The organism is Photobacterium sp. GB-50 (assembly GCF_003026755.1).
Lineage (GTDB): Bacteria > Pseudomonadota > Gammaproteobacteria > Enterobacterales > Vibrionaceae > Photobacterium.
Window position 1 is genome coordinate 88,573 of sequence record NZ_PYNX01000003.1, and the last position, 15,585, is coordinate 104,157.

Here is a 15,585-nt window from a genome sequence, read left to right on the forward strand (position 1 = left end):
GAGAAATAGACGCTACGCATTCTACATCCCTGCTGTTATTACCGTGGTATAGGCCATTATCGCGGCTGTACTGATGCGTGGTAAGCCTAAAAACGACTGATTACCTAATGTTGGTGTTATTGATTTGTACGATTATCTGGGGTGATCGTAATTACATTACCAATGTAACGTTAATGCGTTAATAACGTATAAAAAAAGCGACCGATTAGTCGCTTTTTGTTTAGGGTTGATGTGCTTGTCGATTAACGAATCGAGTTAAGCATAAACTCCATCACTGGATCGATATCCGCATCTATCTCTAGTGCTTTAGGTAAGTAATCGGGTTGTTTTAAGATCCCGCGCTCGATGAGTTCATCAAGCAGGGGCTTAAATTCAAAGCCAGTCTTACCAATAAATAATGATGTTAAATCTTCATTCTTATACGCTTGAATCGCATCTTTTAAGCCACGAAGATATAAGAAATCTTTAGTGAAACCACCACCACGATATACACGTGCCGTTACGGTAAATGCTTCATCATTACTGATGCCATACTCATGTTTTAAACTATTAAAACAATCGTTAAAGCTATCACCATTGACCATCATCTCTACAGCGACAACACGCAACGCCAATGTTTTTAGGCGGTGTAGTGGGAAGCTACCTGATAAGTGCTCACAAAGAATCGCAAGGCCTTCTTGTGTATGCGTATTACCAGGTAAACCCAGTTGTAGGATCTTCAATGGTTGACGTTCAGCATTGACTGACGTGACTAAGTGCACTCCCAGTTCGTGATGAATTAACGCATCTAAATCACCTTGTGTAAAACGACTGTTTGGGTTCACCTTGATCGTTTTACCACTGACCATTGCACGTGCAATTAGCTGTTTAGAAGAAACGATTTTACAAGGAATGTCGTACTCTTGCGCCGCTTCTTTAAACGCTTCTATTGCTTCATTGGCTGTGATTGTGGCAGGTTGCTGCTCTTTGTATTCACAAGCATGAAGAATAAATTTTGCATTAGCAATATCACGTTCATCAGGCTGACCGTAGTAACGTAATGAATTATATAAGAACTCATCAGTACCAATACTACAAAGTAGATCAATACGTACCGCTAATTGGTCGATAACTTTGCGATACATTTTTTGTACGTCAGCATCACGGATACCTTCTACGGGTAGTCGGTAAAGTTGCTCACGGAACTTGTATGGGTCTAAATCAAGTTGGCGATAAGTGAACTGTGGCTGATAGCTATGCGGCTTACTTAAAAAGCGTCGCTTTTCTTGCTTAAGGTTCGTTGGGTTGATGTAGCTAAGCGTATTGATACCACGAGCAATACGATATAGCTGTCGATCCAGTTTGACTACTTCTTTGGATAAGTTCGAAGCAAGCAGATCATTACCTGTTAAACCTTTGGCTTTTGTGCGTTTAGTGATAGTGAAAGCAGCATGTTCCGTTATCACGGTTTTCATGGATTCTTTCAACTTTTCAATCACTAATGGATACGCTTCGCCGCCTTCCTCATTCATGAATACTTTTTTTACTTCAATCGGTAGGATTAATGTGTTTTTAAAGTTTTCTTTAATGAAAGTAGCTTGGTAACCCATGCCTTTAAAGACATCGTTTTCTAATGCTGTTACTTCAAGGTTAGGTAGCTCTATGCTATTTAAACCTTCAAGCATGGCATCAATCTCTTTCCGCCAACGACGACAGTTAATTTGCTTAGTACCGACATTGAATGTTGGTGTTTTCTCGTCAATACGTTGGTAGTTATATGAATGGATGTCATATAACAAACATAACCCAAATTCTTTTTCTAATGTTTCAATAAGACATTTAAGAATACGATAGTAGCGGTTATGTTTTTCATGTGTTTCCGCACGCTCTTCTACCGTTAATGGCTCAAGCCATACTTTTTTACCCCACGCATCGTCATAGATGCAATTGCTTGGGTCACGGTTAAGATCGTATTCGTAACGTGAATCTTCACCCTGAAGAATGATTGGCAGAGATGAAATAAAATCGCCAGTAAATGGATCTTCTTCAAAGTAGCGCTCTTCTTCTGTTAGCGCACATTTTTCTTTTAACTCGCCACGAAGGTTGTGTCCATGATGAATGGCTGTAGCAATATAAGGCTGATATTCGCTAACACGAATTATCAAGCTGCCATCATCAAGTTCCGCTTCAAAGGGAGTCAGGCTGCGGATTTTCTCCAGAACCTCTAACTCAGTATGCAGCATCAGCAATCACCTTTCGAAAATCATTTTTACGTGCAATGCCGACTTCTTTCGCCATTACTACGCTCTCAGCAAAATCCAGGACATTACGTTGAAGTTTCACACGGTTAAGACGATTGATACGGGTAATACCGCCAGGGCTTAATACATTTACTTCAACCAGTTTGCCGTTAATAACGTCTAGTCCAACAAAGAACAGGCCGTCACGCACAAGCTTAGGGCCAATGTGTTTACATAGGTTAAGTTCTTGCTTTGTTAGTACGTGTTTTACTTCACGGCCACCGGCATGAATGTTTGAACGTACATCGCCTTCTGCTGGTACACGGCGCATTGCACCAATAGGTTCACCATTAAGCAGTAGAATGCGAACATCGCCTTGTTCTGCACCTTCAATGTAATCTTGTAAGATCACATAGTTTTCATCGTCACCAATGTAGAAATCAAGTAATGATTTAACGCTTGATTTTGCACTCTTTTCAACCAAGATAACGCCTTTACCACCGTAACCATTTAGTGGTTTTAGGATCATGCGATCTTGCGTTGATTCGTCTAATACACGCTCTAAGTATTCACGGTTCTTTGATACGTGTGTTGCTGGAATATATTCATGGTTTGGATCGGGTAGCGATGCTGTATATAGCTTGTTATTAGCCACACGCAGACCATCAATATCATTGATAATGAAAGTATGTTCACGCACAGAATCTAAGAAATTAAGTGCCATGGTATCTAGAGGTGGGTTAGCACGCATAAAAATAACATCAAAGCCCGCTAATGGTAGCTCGGCTTTGTTAAATTCAGCTTTGCGGTAAAAGCTTGGAATATTGTTTGATACATCACCTTTTTTTAATACGTTACAGAATGCAATAGCCATGCTGTCACGCATAGTTAAGTTACTTGGTGTTGTTATAGCAACCGTGTGACCGCGGCTTGCGGCTTCATGGATAAGACGTAGTGTGGAGTCGTTTTCGGCTTCAACTTTGTCCCACGGATACATAACAAAACAAATTTTCATAGCTCTACCAAGAAAGTGCCTGTTTTACAGGCTATTAAAAAGAAATAAGCCATCGCACGAGAGTGGGATGGCTTCATTGTTACTCGATAAACAGAGGTGAGCCCTCTGATAGTAATTAATAGTCTAAATCGCTATCACTACCACTATCGGCATCATCATCGTCGCCGTATACGCCATTGTTGGGACGTTGCGACACGCATAAGGTATAACTGCGTGCTTTATGAGTGGTGTGGTTCAGGTATTTTAACCAACACTTACCAAATTCAGACACTGCTGCTTGCTGACCTAACACTTCAGCAAGGAACTGAGTTTCAGACTCATCGATTGGTTGAGTAGTCCCTTCATGTAAGGCACGCATAATACGTCCGTAATTTTCTAAGACGCTGGCTTCACTAATTGTAAAAACCCCCGAGCGATTAAAGCCACGTGGGAAATTTTTATCGTCGTAAAATTTACCTTCACTTCTCATTCATAAAGTCCTTGATGTGATTTGCGGTGATATTTATCCAGACTTGGTGAGTTGTAAATCAAACATTTTTTATCGTTCTAATAAATTTTTTTAATGATTTGATACCATAAATCATCATATCGTTTAAGATCTAGATTAAGCTCTTGCTTATTAGATATATAATGCTTAAATAGCACGATAATCACGCAACTTATCCTTCTTATTCTTGAGAATTTCGCTGTGGATACAGAATTACTAAAAACATTTTTAGAAGTAACTAAGACTCGTCACTTTGGCCGTGCAGCTGATAATTTATATTTAACGCAGTCTGCCGTCAGCTTTCGTATTCGACAGCTTGAGTCTCAGCTAGGTAACCCGTTGTTTTCTCGTCAACGTGGTAATGTCCATCTAACTGCAGCTGGTGAGCGTTTACAGCCTTATGCTGAAGCTATTTTGCAAACATGGGGGCGTGCGAAGCAGGATGTTGCATTAACAGATAGCCTCAATACCCAATTAGCCATTGGTGCATCTCCTTTATTCTGGGAGTTTGATGGGATTTCTGATTGGATTAACCATATCTATGCCAATATGCCTGGGCTAGCATTACGCTTAGAGTCGGTTAAACGTGAAGGGATGGCAAAACGCTTGTTTGATCAGAGCATCGATCTCTTTATTACCAGCGAACCACCGAAAATTGAAAATCTCAATGTACGTAAAGTTCGAGATTACCAATTACAGTTAGTGACTAATAAAAGTAATTGTTGCTTACATGATACGCGTGATATTCCACTTGTCTTTTTAGATTGGGGCACACGATTTTCTGTTGAGCACAGTCGTATTGCTGAGCTTCAGCGTACACCAATTATGCATACACATTCTGTTAAAATGGCGCTTGATTATATTTTAGCGAATGCTGGAGTTGGTTATCTGCCATCGCCTGTTGTCGAAAGTGCTAAGAAAAAAGGCTTACTTCATGTGGTAAAAGACGCGCCAGTTATGGATCAAAGCTTATATTTAGTATGGCGAGAAGATAACGAAAAAGAGGACTTGATCAACGCTTTGGTCGAAGTTCCTTTTAAGAATGTGACCGAAAACAATGGATAAGTTTTTTTGCTGATAAGCAGTAAAATATCTTGTTGTACAGAGAGCGAGTTCCTGAATTAGTCTTAGAAAAAATACGAATTAAGCAATAAATCAAGTGGAAAACAAACAAGGCAGTTGTCACTGATTTTACAAAAAAGCGACGTATTTTTGTCACAATAGAGCATTAATATTGCCTGTGTTCTATTTATTAATTACTTACTCTGGATGTAGTTCAGGAATCGCAAATGGCTAAGTTAGACCAAAAGTTTCACAAGGGCAGCAAATCAAAATTCAACTCTGAATTTAATGATGATTTTCAAGATTTGAATCAATCTCGTAACAAAAAGAAACGTCGTATGACACGTTCACGTTTTGAGAGTCCGGAGTACAGCGATTTCGATTATTAATAGTATTTAGTATCGGCAATAAAAAATTTAAAAAAAGGCGTATCCTAAGGGTACGCCTTTTTATTTAACTATTAATGATGCGAGGAATGGTTATTTTTCTTCGCTTAATGCTGCGTAACGATGAAGTAATTCTGTCAGTACACTTATCCAACCAAATGCGTTGTCAGGCGCATTGGCTAAAATCTTTTCAACTTCAGCACAGTGCTGCTCTAATGTGACAGCTTCCTCTAGCTGGAATGAGATAGCGTAAAAATGCCAAAGAATTAAGCGTGTCATACGTTCAATATTTTGCTTAGCGTTATCCGATTCTGAAAATGCTTCCTTGACTTCACCCAAAGCAACCGCTGTCATGCGTAGCATTGCATCAAATTGTGCTGACTTAAGGCGTTCTTCACTATCCACTTCTTCTTGTTCAAAAGTGAATATTTCCTGCATTACATCTTCCGGCACCATGCGGCTGATTACGCGTAAGCTAAATTCTTCAAGCTCATGGCGAGGCATTGTTAATAGGCAGTTTAAAGTATAATCACGTTGCATAGCTATCTCATGGTACCTGTGCCCGATCGGAATTGATCGCTGGCTTTCTTAAAGGCGTTATTGTGGATGATTTGCGAATAAATTGCGACCCAAAGCCGGATGAATTAACCGCTTATTACGTCACAAAGCATTTGTCATGCCTAATGATACGAAATCAAACGCTGTCTTTTGAGGATAGGTTAATCTCATTACTACGGAGATAGATGTTCAACGAACGCGCCATATAAAATAATGTTTTTTGCCAGCCTTGATAAAAAAATCATACAATATAGAACTGACACTAGGATGACATGATCATTGATAATTAGGATTATGTTTAGCCCAACTATATTGATTTTATATAAGGTAGTAATTTAACAGCCATCTTATTTATCTTATTGTTTGATAATTATTTTTTAGTAAAGTCGTAGTTGTTAAATTGGAAAAATGAATGACATCAAATAAACATCAGCCTGATAATCAACAGGATAAGCCACAGCCATCATCAACGCGTAAATTAATTAAGCGTAGTATTCTTACTGTTGCCATTATTGGTGGCTTGGGCATGGCTTATCTTGGGAATAACTTAAACAAAACCATCAGTGAGAAGTTTTCAGGTCAACTGTGGCAATTACCTTCGGTGGTTTATGCTCGCGAGCTTGCCCTTCAACCAGGAGCGCCAGTTAGCTATAACTCGTTAGTGAATGAGTTAAAAGTATTGGGTTATCAAAAGGTCGCGAAGCCTGATCAAAGTGGTGAATATAAAGCGAATGGCTGGTCTGTTGAATTTGTTCGTCGACCATTTAACTTTAAAGAGGGTGCAGAAGGTGCTCGTCATGTTGTTGTGACATTCAACAGCGAAGGGATCAGCCAAATCAAGGATCTTGATACAAATAAAGAGCTTGGTTTCCTTCATATTGATCCTAAAATGTTGGGCATGTTAGAAGCGAAAAATGACCAGCAACGAATTTATCTCCCTGAAGATAAAATGCCTAAGTTATTAGTCGAAGGTCTGATTGATACTGAAGATCGTCACTTTTATGAGCATGATGGTATTTCTTTAGTGGGTATTGCTCGTGCTTTTGTCGCTAATATCAAAGCTGGGCACACAGTTCAAGGTGGTAGTACGCTAACACAGCAACTTGCTAAAAATATGTTTTTATCGAGTGAGCGCAGTTTATGGCGTAAATTTAAAGAAGCCTATATGGCGATTATCATCGATTATAAATATGGTAAAGAAGAAGTACTTGATGCTTACATGAACCAAGTTTATCTCGCTCAATATGGTGGACGTGGTATTCATGGCTTTGCTTTGGCATCTCGTTATTACTTTGATCGCCCATTGTCGGAATTGCGTCCTGATCAATTAGCACTGTTAATTGGTTTGGTAAAAGGTCCGTCTTACTACAACCCTTGGCGCAACCCTGAGCGCGCGAAAGATCGTCGTAACGTGGTATTAAAAATCATGTTAGACAATAAATTGTTAACGGATAAAGAATATCAAGCAGCAATAAAATTACCGTTGGATGTTCAATCAAAAGGACAACTTGCGAAACGTCAGCCTGCGTACTTTGATCAACTTAAACGTGAGTTAGAGCAAAAAGTAGGTGATGCTTTTGAAGAAGGTAAAGGCTTACGTCTGTTTACTTCACTCGATCCTCAATCGCAAAAGTTGGCCGAAGAATCTGTCGAGAAAATGATCCCGTTAGTGGAAAAACGTTCGGGTAAAAACTTACAAACCGCGATGGTGATTGCTGACCGTACAACAGGTGAAATTCGCGCTATGATTGGAGGAAGTAACCCTAATTTCCCTGGTTATAATCGTGCAATAAATGCACAACGTCAAATTGGCTCGGTAGTGAAACCTTCTATTTACTTATCAGCATTAGAAGACCCAGAGCAGTACACGCTTGCAACTTCACTCAAAGATCAGCCTCTTTCTATTAAGATGCAAGATGGTGCGGTATGGAGTCCTCGAAACTATGATCGTAAATATCGTGGTGAAGTGCCTTTATTTGTGGCGTTAGCCAAATCGTACAATGTTCCGACGGTTAATCTAGGTATGGCTTTGGGGGTTGAAAAAGTCTCAAAAACATTAACAAAATTAGGGATTCCGTTTGAAGAGATCCCTCAAGTACCGTCGTTATTTTTAGGTTCGATCGCCTTGTCGCCATTAGAAGTTACTCAGATGTACCAAGCCATTGGTAATAATGGCTATTTAGCGCCATTAACGGCATTAAATGCGGTGGTTGATGAAGATGGCAAAGTACTCTACCAAAATTGGCCTAAAGCTTCATCGGTAGTGCCAAGTCAGGCTGCATGGTTAACTATGTATGCACTGCAAGATACGGTAAAATTTGGTACCGCACATTCATTGAATAAATTGTTCCCAAATAGCCATTTGGCAGGTAAAACGGGCACGACAAACGATGGTAAAGACAGTTGGTATGTCGGTATCGATGGGCGTGAAGTGGTAACAGTATGGATGGGACGTGATGATAATAAAACTGCCCACCTAACGGGTGCGACAGGCGCATTGCGTTTATATACTGATTACATTCAGCATCGTAAACCTGAGCCATTAATCTTAACTCAACCTTCAGAATTGGAAGGAGAGAAATATACGGTAGCGGCGAACGGTACCTATATTGAAGATTGTTCAGGTACAACACGAATGCCTATTTGGGATCCGAATGGTGATCTTAAACAAAACTGTCAGGTACAAGCTGTGAAGCAACAAGCGAAAGAAGTGCAGAAAAAAGTCGAAGGCTTCTTTGATAAGTTGTTTGATTGGTAATGATATTTTTTGTTTTGCCATTATTGGCTTAATATAAAAATGAAAGGCTAAGTGTTCGCACTTAGCCTTTTTTATATCTGTATGTTTTACACTGAAGATCGAACTGCTAAATCAGTTTGTCATACCCCATTTTAGCTCATCATCTAATTCTTCGATGGCATCATCAAGGTAACTTTCCACTTGCTCTTCAACTAAGCCATCGGGCTCTTCAAAGAAAGCAATATGGAAAATAGCATCACCTTCGTTAACTAAAGGCAATGTTTGCTGGCCAATGACGATCCCACCTTGTGGCGCAATAACAGGTGCTTCACTGCTGCCAGCAGGATCGCTAATAGTGGCGATGACTTGATCTTTCGATACCTTCTCCCCCAAGGCCACATGGGATCGAAGCAAGCCATCATAGTCGGCACGAATCCAACGGGTCGCTTTTGGCACCATTGGTTCAATAACTTTTTTGCTACGGCTAGTGCGCAGCATATTTAGATGACGCATTACCTTTAATACGCCTTGAACGCCAGATCCTACTGCATGTGGATCAAGACGTAACGCCTCACCTGCCTCAAATGTGATCACGGGTATGTTAAATGCTTCAGCAGCTGCTCGTAATGAGCCCTCGCGCAGACTTGCGTCAACGACAACTGGCGAGCCAAATGCCATTGCCATCTCTTTAGCTAATGGATTTTCAAGGTTAGCTCTAATTTGAGGTAAGTTAGTACGGTAAATTGCAGCGGTATGTAGATCGATAACATGCGATGCACGACGAACCACTTGATTAAAATATTGGTAAGCCATGCGTCCTGCAATTGAGCCCCGTTCAGAGCCAGGGAAACAACGGTTCAAATCTCGACGATCGGGTAAGTAGCGAGATTTATGAATAAAGCCAAAAACGTTAACTACAGGTACCGCAATAATCGTTCCGTGAAGTTTGTTTAAATCTATTTTTTCAATAACTTGACGTACAACCTCAATACCATTTAATTCATCACCATGAATCGCCGCATTGATTAATAATACGGGACCTGGGTGTTTACCATGAAGAATATCAACAGAAACCGAAAGAGGTGAATGAGTATAAAGACGAGCAATTTCTAATTCACAATTAATGTGTTTACCCGCGTCAATCGATAAGCCGGCAAATTCAAAAGGTGGCGTTTTCTTAGCCATAGATACTTCCTGTATTCGGTAGTGTATATAAGAATAGAAAATTGTTGGATGCCGATAACACAAGGAGGTCAATCATGGCGCATACAATGGCAAAAGAATAAGCGTAAATTCATTTTATAAATAGATAACATTGTCACAAAAATAGTGATGTTTACCGAGTAAAATGTTTCTAAATGTATATTTGTTGTTATATTAAATTGTTATTATCGTAATAGATACTTGTTGCGAGGTGTTATGTTTGAGCTGAAATAAAAGCACTTCTATTTAAGAAGTGCTTTTCGTGTGTTTTATGATGATTGAACTAAAGCTTGGTGTATTATTTATTCACACTTGCGATTTGGTTTTTATCTTGTTCGACCGATTGTTTAATTAAGCTATTATATTTAGCGACCTCGCTTTCAAACTCTTTCTTTTCTTTACGAGGAACAGACGCTGCCAATGGAATTTTTGCGGTCATTGGATTTACTGCTTTTCCTCGAATTAAGAATTCATAGTGAATGTGTGGGCCTGTTACACGGCCTGTGCTTCCTGATAGCGCAATTTCTTGACCACGTTTAACATGTTGGCCTTTCTTAACCAAAATACGGCTGTTATGTAAGTAACGAGTGCTGTAGTTAGCACTGTGTTTAATGACGACATAACGTCCCGCATAAGGGTGGTTAGTCACTAACGTTACAACGCCATCACCTGTTGCGAGTACTGGTGTACCTGATGGTGTCGCAAAATCCACACCATTATGTGGTTGGCGACGGCCTGTAACTGGGTGAATACGGTTTGGGTTAAATGGCGAACTGATACGGAAATGCTTCGACGCCGGATAAGGGTAACGAAGGAATGCACGTTGTAAGCTATCACCATTTTGGTCATAAAAATTTCCATCAGTGTGTAAATAGGCTGAAATTAAACGTTTACCTGAATAAATGCGGATCGCTTGTAATTCACTATCATTGGTGGCTTGGTTTTTAATATATTTGCGTTTAGTGACAACTTCAAAGGTATCACCTGCTTTTAAGTCTTTATTAAAATTCATTTTATCTTTTAGTAAAGACATGATTTCTAGAGTCTCACTGTGTGATAACCCCGCTTTACGAGTTGATGCGCTAAAGCTGCCATGAATTGTTCCAGTCGCAACTGTTTCACGCCATACCCCAGGTAATGTGATCTCTTTTACATCGAAATCGCCATCTTTAGTACGAATGTAATCAATTCGCTGCGCTAAACTGAACTCAAGCTCTAATTTATTCAGCTGGTGATCACTTTCATTAATCCAAAAACGTAATATATCGCCGGGTTTTAACTTATCAATTTGAAGCGTGTTTAAATCGGCTTCCATAATCGATTGGACATTAGAATAGGGGATCGACAGTCGTGAAAAAATCTCACTTAAGGTATCGCCTTTTTTGATCTTATATTCATAACTCGGCGGTATGTCGACTGTCTTTTGCATTGCTTTTGGTGATAATGCAGGGAGAACAACTTCAGGTGTGGTTGAAATGGGTAGCTGTACTTCCGTCTGTTTATGAGGGGTTGATGTTGTATTAATAGATAAAACTGCAGCTACAGTAATGAGAGAAATACCTGCAAGGCTAATATAGCGAAAATTAATAAATTTGCTCAAGATTGTCGTTTTTAACGTAGACATAAATCTGGAATGCTCGTCAGTTTTTTATTTTTAGTGAGTGCAATCGGCACTAGCTTATTTTTGCGATGGAGTATAAAAACATAGCTTTTCTGAACCGTAAATGAACTAATGTTGTGATTAGTAATTCTACGGTGTATTTTTATTAAAAGTAGATAATATCTTACATAAGTTAGTTATTTTACAATGTTTTATATTTTTACTGTTTAAATGATAGACATTGTTCCGATGATTTATTGACAATTGTTATGGGCCTAAAACCATTCTTGTGTTGGTGTTGATATAATATTCGTTACGTTATTGACTAAAAGCCCAAGGCTGAACTGAATGATTCAAAACTTGGGCTGAAGAATGAGATTATTTATTTCTATGTTCTTCTCGATAGCGGTTGTTGCTTCGGCTTATACGGGTTTCTTCCCACCGGTTTCTTTCTAAATGCCCTTCCTTATGCCCTGTGGTTGATAAGTAATTATTGTTATTTATTGTCGTCAACACATGGCTTTGTTGTTGCTGATTGGAATTTAATTGTTGAGTATGGTCCAGATACTTAATCGTACTATCTGTGATCTGTTGGGTATATTGTGGAGAACTGGCGGTCATGGCAAAAGCTGATAACGAATGCAGTGTTAATGATAAGACTAGAGTCGTGATAACGCGTTTCATGGTTGTCTCTCTATATTAAGAAGGACACAGTAAACGATATTTCCTCTGAATTAAGCATGATGCAAGTATTCATATTTCATTCATAATTCAGTGACATTTTATTAAAAATAAATACGTTATTATTCACAAATGCTTTTTTTTATGATTCAGCATACACTAGATGTTTTATTCGAAGGTGTATTGAAACCATGAACCACGATTTTCAAGAACAAGCATTTATGATGCGTGCACTTTTATTATCTCATCAATCATTACCAGCCTGTCGCCCGAATCCTCCTGTTGGATGTGTATTAGTTAAAGATGGTGAGGTTGTGAGTGAAGGATTTACTCAGCCGCCAGGGCAACACCATGCTGAAGCGATGGCGCTAGCTAATTATGACGGTCCTTTTACGGATGTTACTGCTTATGTGACATTAGAACCGTGCTCATTCGTCGGACGTACCCCTTCTTGTGCACATACATTGGTTGAACGAGGTATTAAGAAAGTTGTTGTTGCAACGCTGGATCCAGACAGTCGCAATAGTGGTAAAGGTATCGCGGTTTTAAAAGAGGCGGGTATCGAGGTTGAAGTTGGGCTTTGTGAAAATGAAGTGTTAGATTTTATTGAGCCTTACTTAATTAGAAATTGATAACATAAATAGAAAAACCCAATTAATAAAAATAGACTTTCATTAATTGGGCTCTTAATCTTTTTATATTATTCTTATTTAAATAAGAACGTTATCTCAACTAAATAGGCTTATTTAGTTGATGTTTTGTGGTGTAAACGAGATGACTCTTTATGGTCATGCTCTTTAGTTTTATGATGACGATGCTCATCATGTTCATGACGATCGCCATGAGTTTGTTCTGGGTGCTTATGACCTACAGGATCACCACCATGTTGTGTATGTGGGTGACTTTTCTCATGATCACGCATTTCATGATGATCACGGTTATGTTTATGCTCAGCACCGTCATCGTAACGACGTTCCATTTTTTCATGCTCGAACTCAGCGCCATGTTGATGACCGCCTTGTGAACCTTTGTGCTCTTGACTATTAAAATGTGCCATAACTAAATCCTTTGATAAACAGCGTTAAAAATAAGTTGGTGTCTGTCTATGGATTTAAATTTACGCTTAATTTAAATATTGAACAATACACGTTTTTATAATCAAAAGTTTTGTTTTTGGTAATTGCTGATATAACGAAATAGGTCTATTAATTAAGGTTTATTCATTTTAAGTGTTAAATGTTCTACGTAAGAAATTAATTAATCTTTACATGTATAAACAAAAATAAAATTGTCAAAATATGCAACTTGACATAGGGTGATTAAATGTCTGAACAGAGCTTAAATTATGTTTTTTAACACCTATAAAGTCACATCACAATCAGTGTTATCTAATGAAGATAAGGTTAATTTAATCAATGACATACATGAACTAATAAGCCGGAGATTTGCTGGTAAAGGGATTAAATTAATTAAAGACTTATCAACTGAAGGGCACTTAAAGTTGCGTTTTGAAGTGAATGGGGAAGAGCTATTACAGCTTAATGTCTCTAATCAGTTGCTTTGAATATGTAACATTTAGTACATTTTATGAAAGTAAAAAGCCGAGCTTTAAAGCTCGGCTTTTTCATGATTATTAAGCGATTATGCTAATAATTCTTTTGCTGTTTCAACAATATTATCTGTTGTAAAGCCAAACATTTTAAATAGCTCTTCAGCTGGTGCTGATTCACCAAATGTTGTCATACCGATGATACGGCCATCGAAACCAACATACTTGTACCAGAAATCAGCAATACCAGCTTCAATAGCAATACGTGCTGTTACATCTGAAGGTAATACGCTTTCACGGTATGCGGCATCTTGCTTGTCAAATAGATCTGTTGCAGGCATAGAAACAAGGCGTACCTTACGACCTTCAGCCGTTAGTTGCGCGTAAGCTTCGGCTGCAATACCGACTTCTGAACCTGTTGCAATTAAAATTAGCTCAGGTTGACCTTCACAGTCTTTAAGGATGTAACCACCCTTAGCGATGTTAGCTACTTGTGCAGCATCACGATCTTGTTGTGTTAGGTTTTGACGAGAGAAGATTAGCGATGTTGGGCCATCTTTACGCTCGATTGCGTATTTCCAAGCCACTGCTGATTCAACTTGGTCACATGGACGCCATGTGCTCATGTTTGGTGTTAGGCGTAGAGAAGCAATCTGCTCTACAGGTTGGTGTGTAGGACCATCTTCACCTAAACCGATGGAATCGTGCGTGTAAACTTGAATGTTCTGAATTTTCATCAGTGCAGCCATACGCATTGCATTACGTGCATATTCCATAAACATTAGGAATGTTGCACCGTAAGGAACAAAACCACCGTGTAGTGCCATACCATTGATGATTGCAGTCATACCAAATTCACGTACACCGTAGTGAATGTAGTTACCAGAAGCATCTGTTGGAGTGATTGACTTAGAGCCAGACCACATGGTTAGGTTTGATGGTGCAAGGTCTGCAGAACCGCCCATGAATTCAGGTAAAATTTTACCGAATGCTTCAAGTGCGTTTTGTGATGCTTTACGAGAAGCAATATTTGCAGGGTTTGCTTGAAGATCTGCAATAACTTCCGATGTCACTTGTTCCCAGTTTGCTGGTAGCTCGCCGTTCATACGACGTTTGAATTCAGCAGCTAATTCAGGGTAAGCAGCAGCGTATGCGGCAAACTTCTCATCCCATGCAGCTTCTTTCACTTTACCTGCTTCTTTCGCATCCCATTCAGCATAGATTTCTGCTGGGATTTCAAATGCGCCGTAAGTCCAACCTAGGAATTCACGTGCTGCTTTAATTTCATCAGCGCCTAGTGGAGCACCGTGACAGTCGTGAGAGCCAGATTTGTTTGGAGAACCAAAACCAATGATTGTTTTGCAACAAATAAGTGTTGGCTTACCTGTTTCAGCTTTAGCTGCTTCAATTGCTGCATTAATTGCTGCTGCATCATGACCATCAACAGCAGGGATGACATGCCAGCCGTAAGATTCAAAACGCTCTGGCGTATTATCAGTGAACCAACCTTCAACGTGACCATCGATAGAAATACCGTTGTCATCCCAGAATGCGATCAGTTTACCAAGACCTAATGTACCTGCTAGTGAACATGCTTCGTGAGAAACACCTTCCATTAGACAGCCATCGCCAAGGAAAGAGTATGTGTAGTGATCAACAACGTCATGACCTTCACGGTTAAATTGTGCAGCCATTGCTTTTTCAGCAAGTGCCATACCAACCGCATTAGTAATACCTTGGCCTAAAGGACCTGTTGTTGTTTCAACACCTGGCGCGTAACCGTATTCTGGGTGACCCGGTGTTTTAGAGTGAAGTTGACGGAAATTCTTCAGATCATCGATAGAAAGATCGTAACCTGTAAGGTGAAGTAGCGAATAGATAAGCATTGAACCGTGGCCGTTTGATAATACAAAACGGTCGCGATCAGCCCACTGTGGGTTTTGTGGGTTGTGATTCATGTGACCACGCCAAAGTACTTCAGCGATATCTGCCATACCCATAGGTGCGCCAGGGTGACCAGAATTTGCTTGTTGTACACCATCCATGCTTAGAGCACGAATCGCATTCGCTAACATTTTATGTTCCATA

General features: G+C 39.5%; 13 protein-coding genes. 4 read left to right on the plus strand and 9 right to left on the minus strand.

Annotated features, from left to right (window positions below; translation table 11 throughout):
• Positions 1 to 242: 242 nt before the first annotated feature.
• The 3 genes from C9J41_RS05465 to maoP all read right to left on the minus strand — a co-directional run bounded on the left by C9J41_RS05465 (position 243) and on the right by maoP (position 3,703).
• Entirely contained in the window at positions 243 to 2,222 is a 1,980-nt protein-coding gene (locus C9J41_RS05465) for a flavohemoglobin expression-modulating QEGLA motif protein (protein ID WP_107207354.1), read from the minus strand.
• Positions 2,209 to 3,234 (minus strand): glutathione synthase, encoded by a 1,026-nt coding sequence (gshB, locus tag C9J41_RS05470; protein WP_107207353.1) that lies wholly within the window; start codon positions 3,232 to 3,234, stop codon positions 2,209 to 2,211. Before gshB ends, C9J41_RS05465 begins: the two co-directional genes overlap by 14 nt.
• A 115-nt stretch (positions 3,235 to 3,349) precedes the next feature.
• Entirely contained in the window at positions 3,350 to 3,703 is a 354-nt protein-coding gene (maoP, locus tag C9J41_RS05475; protein ID WP_107207352.1) for a DUF413 domain-containing protein, read from the minus strand.
• 219 nt (positions 3,704 to 3,922) lie between these two features.
• On the opposite strand from maoP, the gene hdfR reads away from it, so the two are divergent.
• Together hdfR and C9J41_RS21885 are read left to right on the plus strand one after the other, a co-directional pair.
• Positions 3,923 to 4,786 (plus strand): HTH-type transcriptional regulator HdfR, encoded by an 864-nt coding sequence (gene hdfR, locus C9J41_RS05480; RefSeq protein ID WP_107207351.1) that lies wholly within the window; start codon positions 3,923 to 3,925, stop codon positions 4,784 to 4,786.
• A gap of 224 nt (positions 4,787 to 5,010) precedes the next feature.
• A complete protein-coding gene (locus C9J41_RS21885) occupies positions 5,011 to 5,172 on the plus strand; it encodes a hypothetical protein (protein WP_198038485.1) in 162 nt (53 codons plus the stop codon).
• A gap of 90 nt (positions 5,173 to 5,262) precedes the next feature.
• On the opposite strand, the gene C9J41_RS05485 is transcribed toward C9J41_RS21885, so the two are convergent.
• Positions 5,263 to 5,709, minus strand: coding sequence for an exoribonuclease R (locus C9J41_RS05485; RefSeq protein ID WP_107246486.1), 447 nt, complete (start codon positions 5,707 to 5,709; stop codon positions 5,263 to 5,265).
• 430 nt (positions 5,710 to 6,139) lie between these two features.
• Between C9J41_RS05485 and mrcB the strand changes: the two genes are divergently transcribed.
• On the plus strand, positions 6,140 to 8,485 hold the full coding sequence (gene mrcB / locus C9J41_RS05490; protein WP_107246485.1) for a penicillin-binding protein 1B: 2,346 nt from the start codon (positions 6,140 to 6,142) through the stop codon (positions 8,483 to 8,485).
• Between the two features lie 111 nt (positions 8,486 to 8,596).
• Here the strand turns inward: mrcB and C9J41_RS05495 are convergent, their stop codons facing one another.
• The 3 genes from C9J41_RS05495 to C9J41_RS21735 all read right to left on the minus strand — a co-directional run bounded on the left by C9J41_RS05495 (position 8,597) and on the right by C9J41_RS21735 (position 11,951).
• The gene (locus tag C9J41_RS05495) at positions 8,597 to 9,649 is read right to left on the minus strand and encodes a succinylglutamate desuccinylase/aspartoacylase family protein (RefSeq protein ID WP_107207348.1); all 1,053 of its coding nucleotides are present in this window, start codon (positions 9,647 to 9,649) and stop codon (positions 8,597 to 8,599) included.
• A gap of 316 nt (positions 9,650 to 9,965) precedes the next feature.
• Positions 9,966 to 11,291, minus strand: a complete 1,326-nt coding sequence (locus tag C9J41_RS05500) for a peptidoglycan DD-metalloendopeptidase family protein (RefSeq protein ID WP_107207347.1) — start codon at positions 11,289 to 11,291, stop codon at positions 9,966 to 9,968.
• Between the two features lie 354 nt (positions 11,292 to 11,645).
• Positions 11,646 to 11,951: a hypothetical protein gene (locus tag C9J41_RS21735; protein ID WP_146144065.1), complete on the minus strand. Its 306-nt coding sequence runs from the start codon at positions 11,949 to 11,951 to the stop codon at positions 11,646 to 11,648.
• Between the two features lie 188 nt (positions 11,952 to 12,139).
• Between C9J41_RS21735 and C9J41_RS05505 the strand changes: the two genes are divergently transcribed.
• Positions 12,140 to 12,580, plus strand: coding sequence for a bifunctional diaminohydroxyphosphoribosylaminopyrimidine deaminase/5-amino-6-(5-phosphoribosylamino)uracil reductase RibD (locus C9J41_RS05505; protein WP_107246481.1), 441 nt, complete (start codon positions 12,140 to 12,142; stop codon positions 12,578 to 12,580).
• Between the two features lie 110 nt (positions 12,581 to 12,690).
• On the opposite strand, the gene C9J41_RS05510 is transcribed toward C9J41_RS05505, so the two are convergent.
• Complete coding sequence (locus tag C9J41_RS05510; protein WP_045083097.1) at positions 12,691 to 13,005, minus strand: hypothetical protein; 315 nt, start codon at positions 13,003 to 13,005, stop codon at positions 12,691 to 12,693.
• Between the two features lie 584 nt (positions 13,006 to 13,589).
• Positions 13,590 to 15,584, minus strand: a complete 1,995-nt coding sequence (tkt, locus tag C9J41_RS05520) for a transketolase (RefSeq protein WP_107207344.1) — start codon at positions 15,582 to 15,584, stop codon at positions 13,590 to 13,592.
• Position 15,585: the final 1 nt, after the last annotated feature.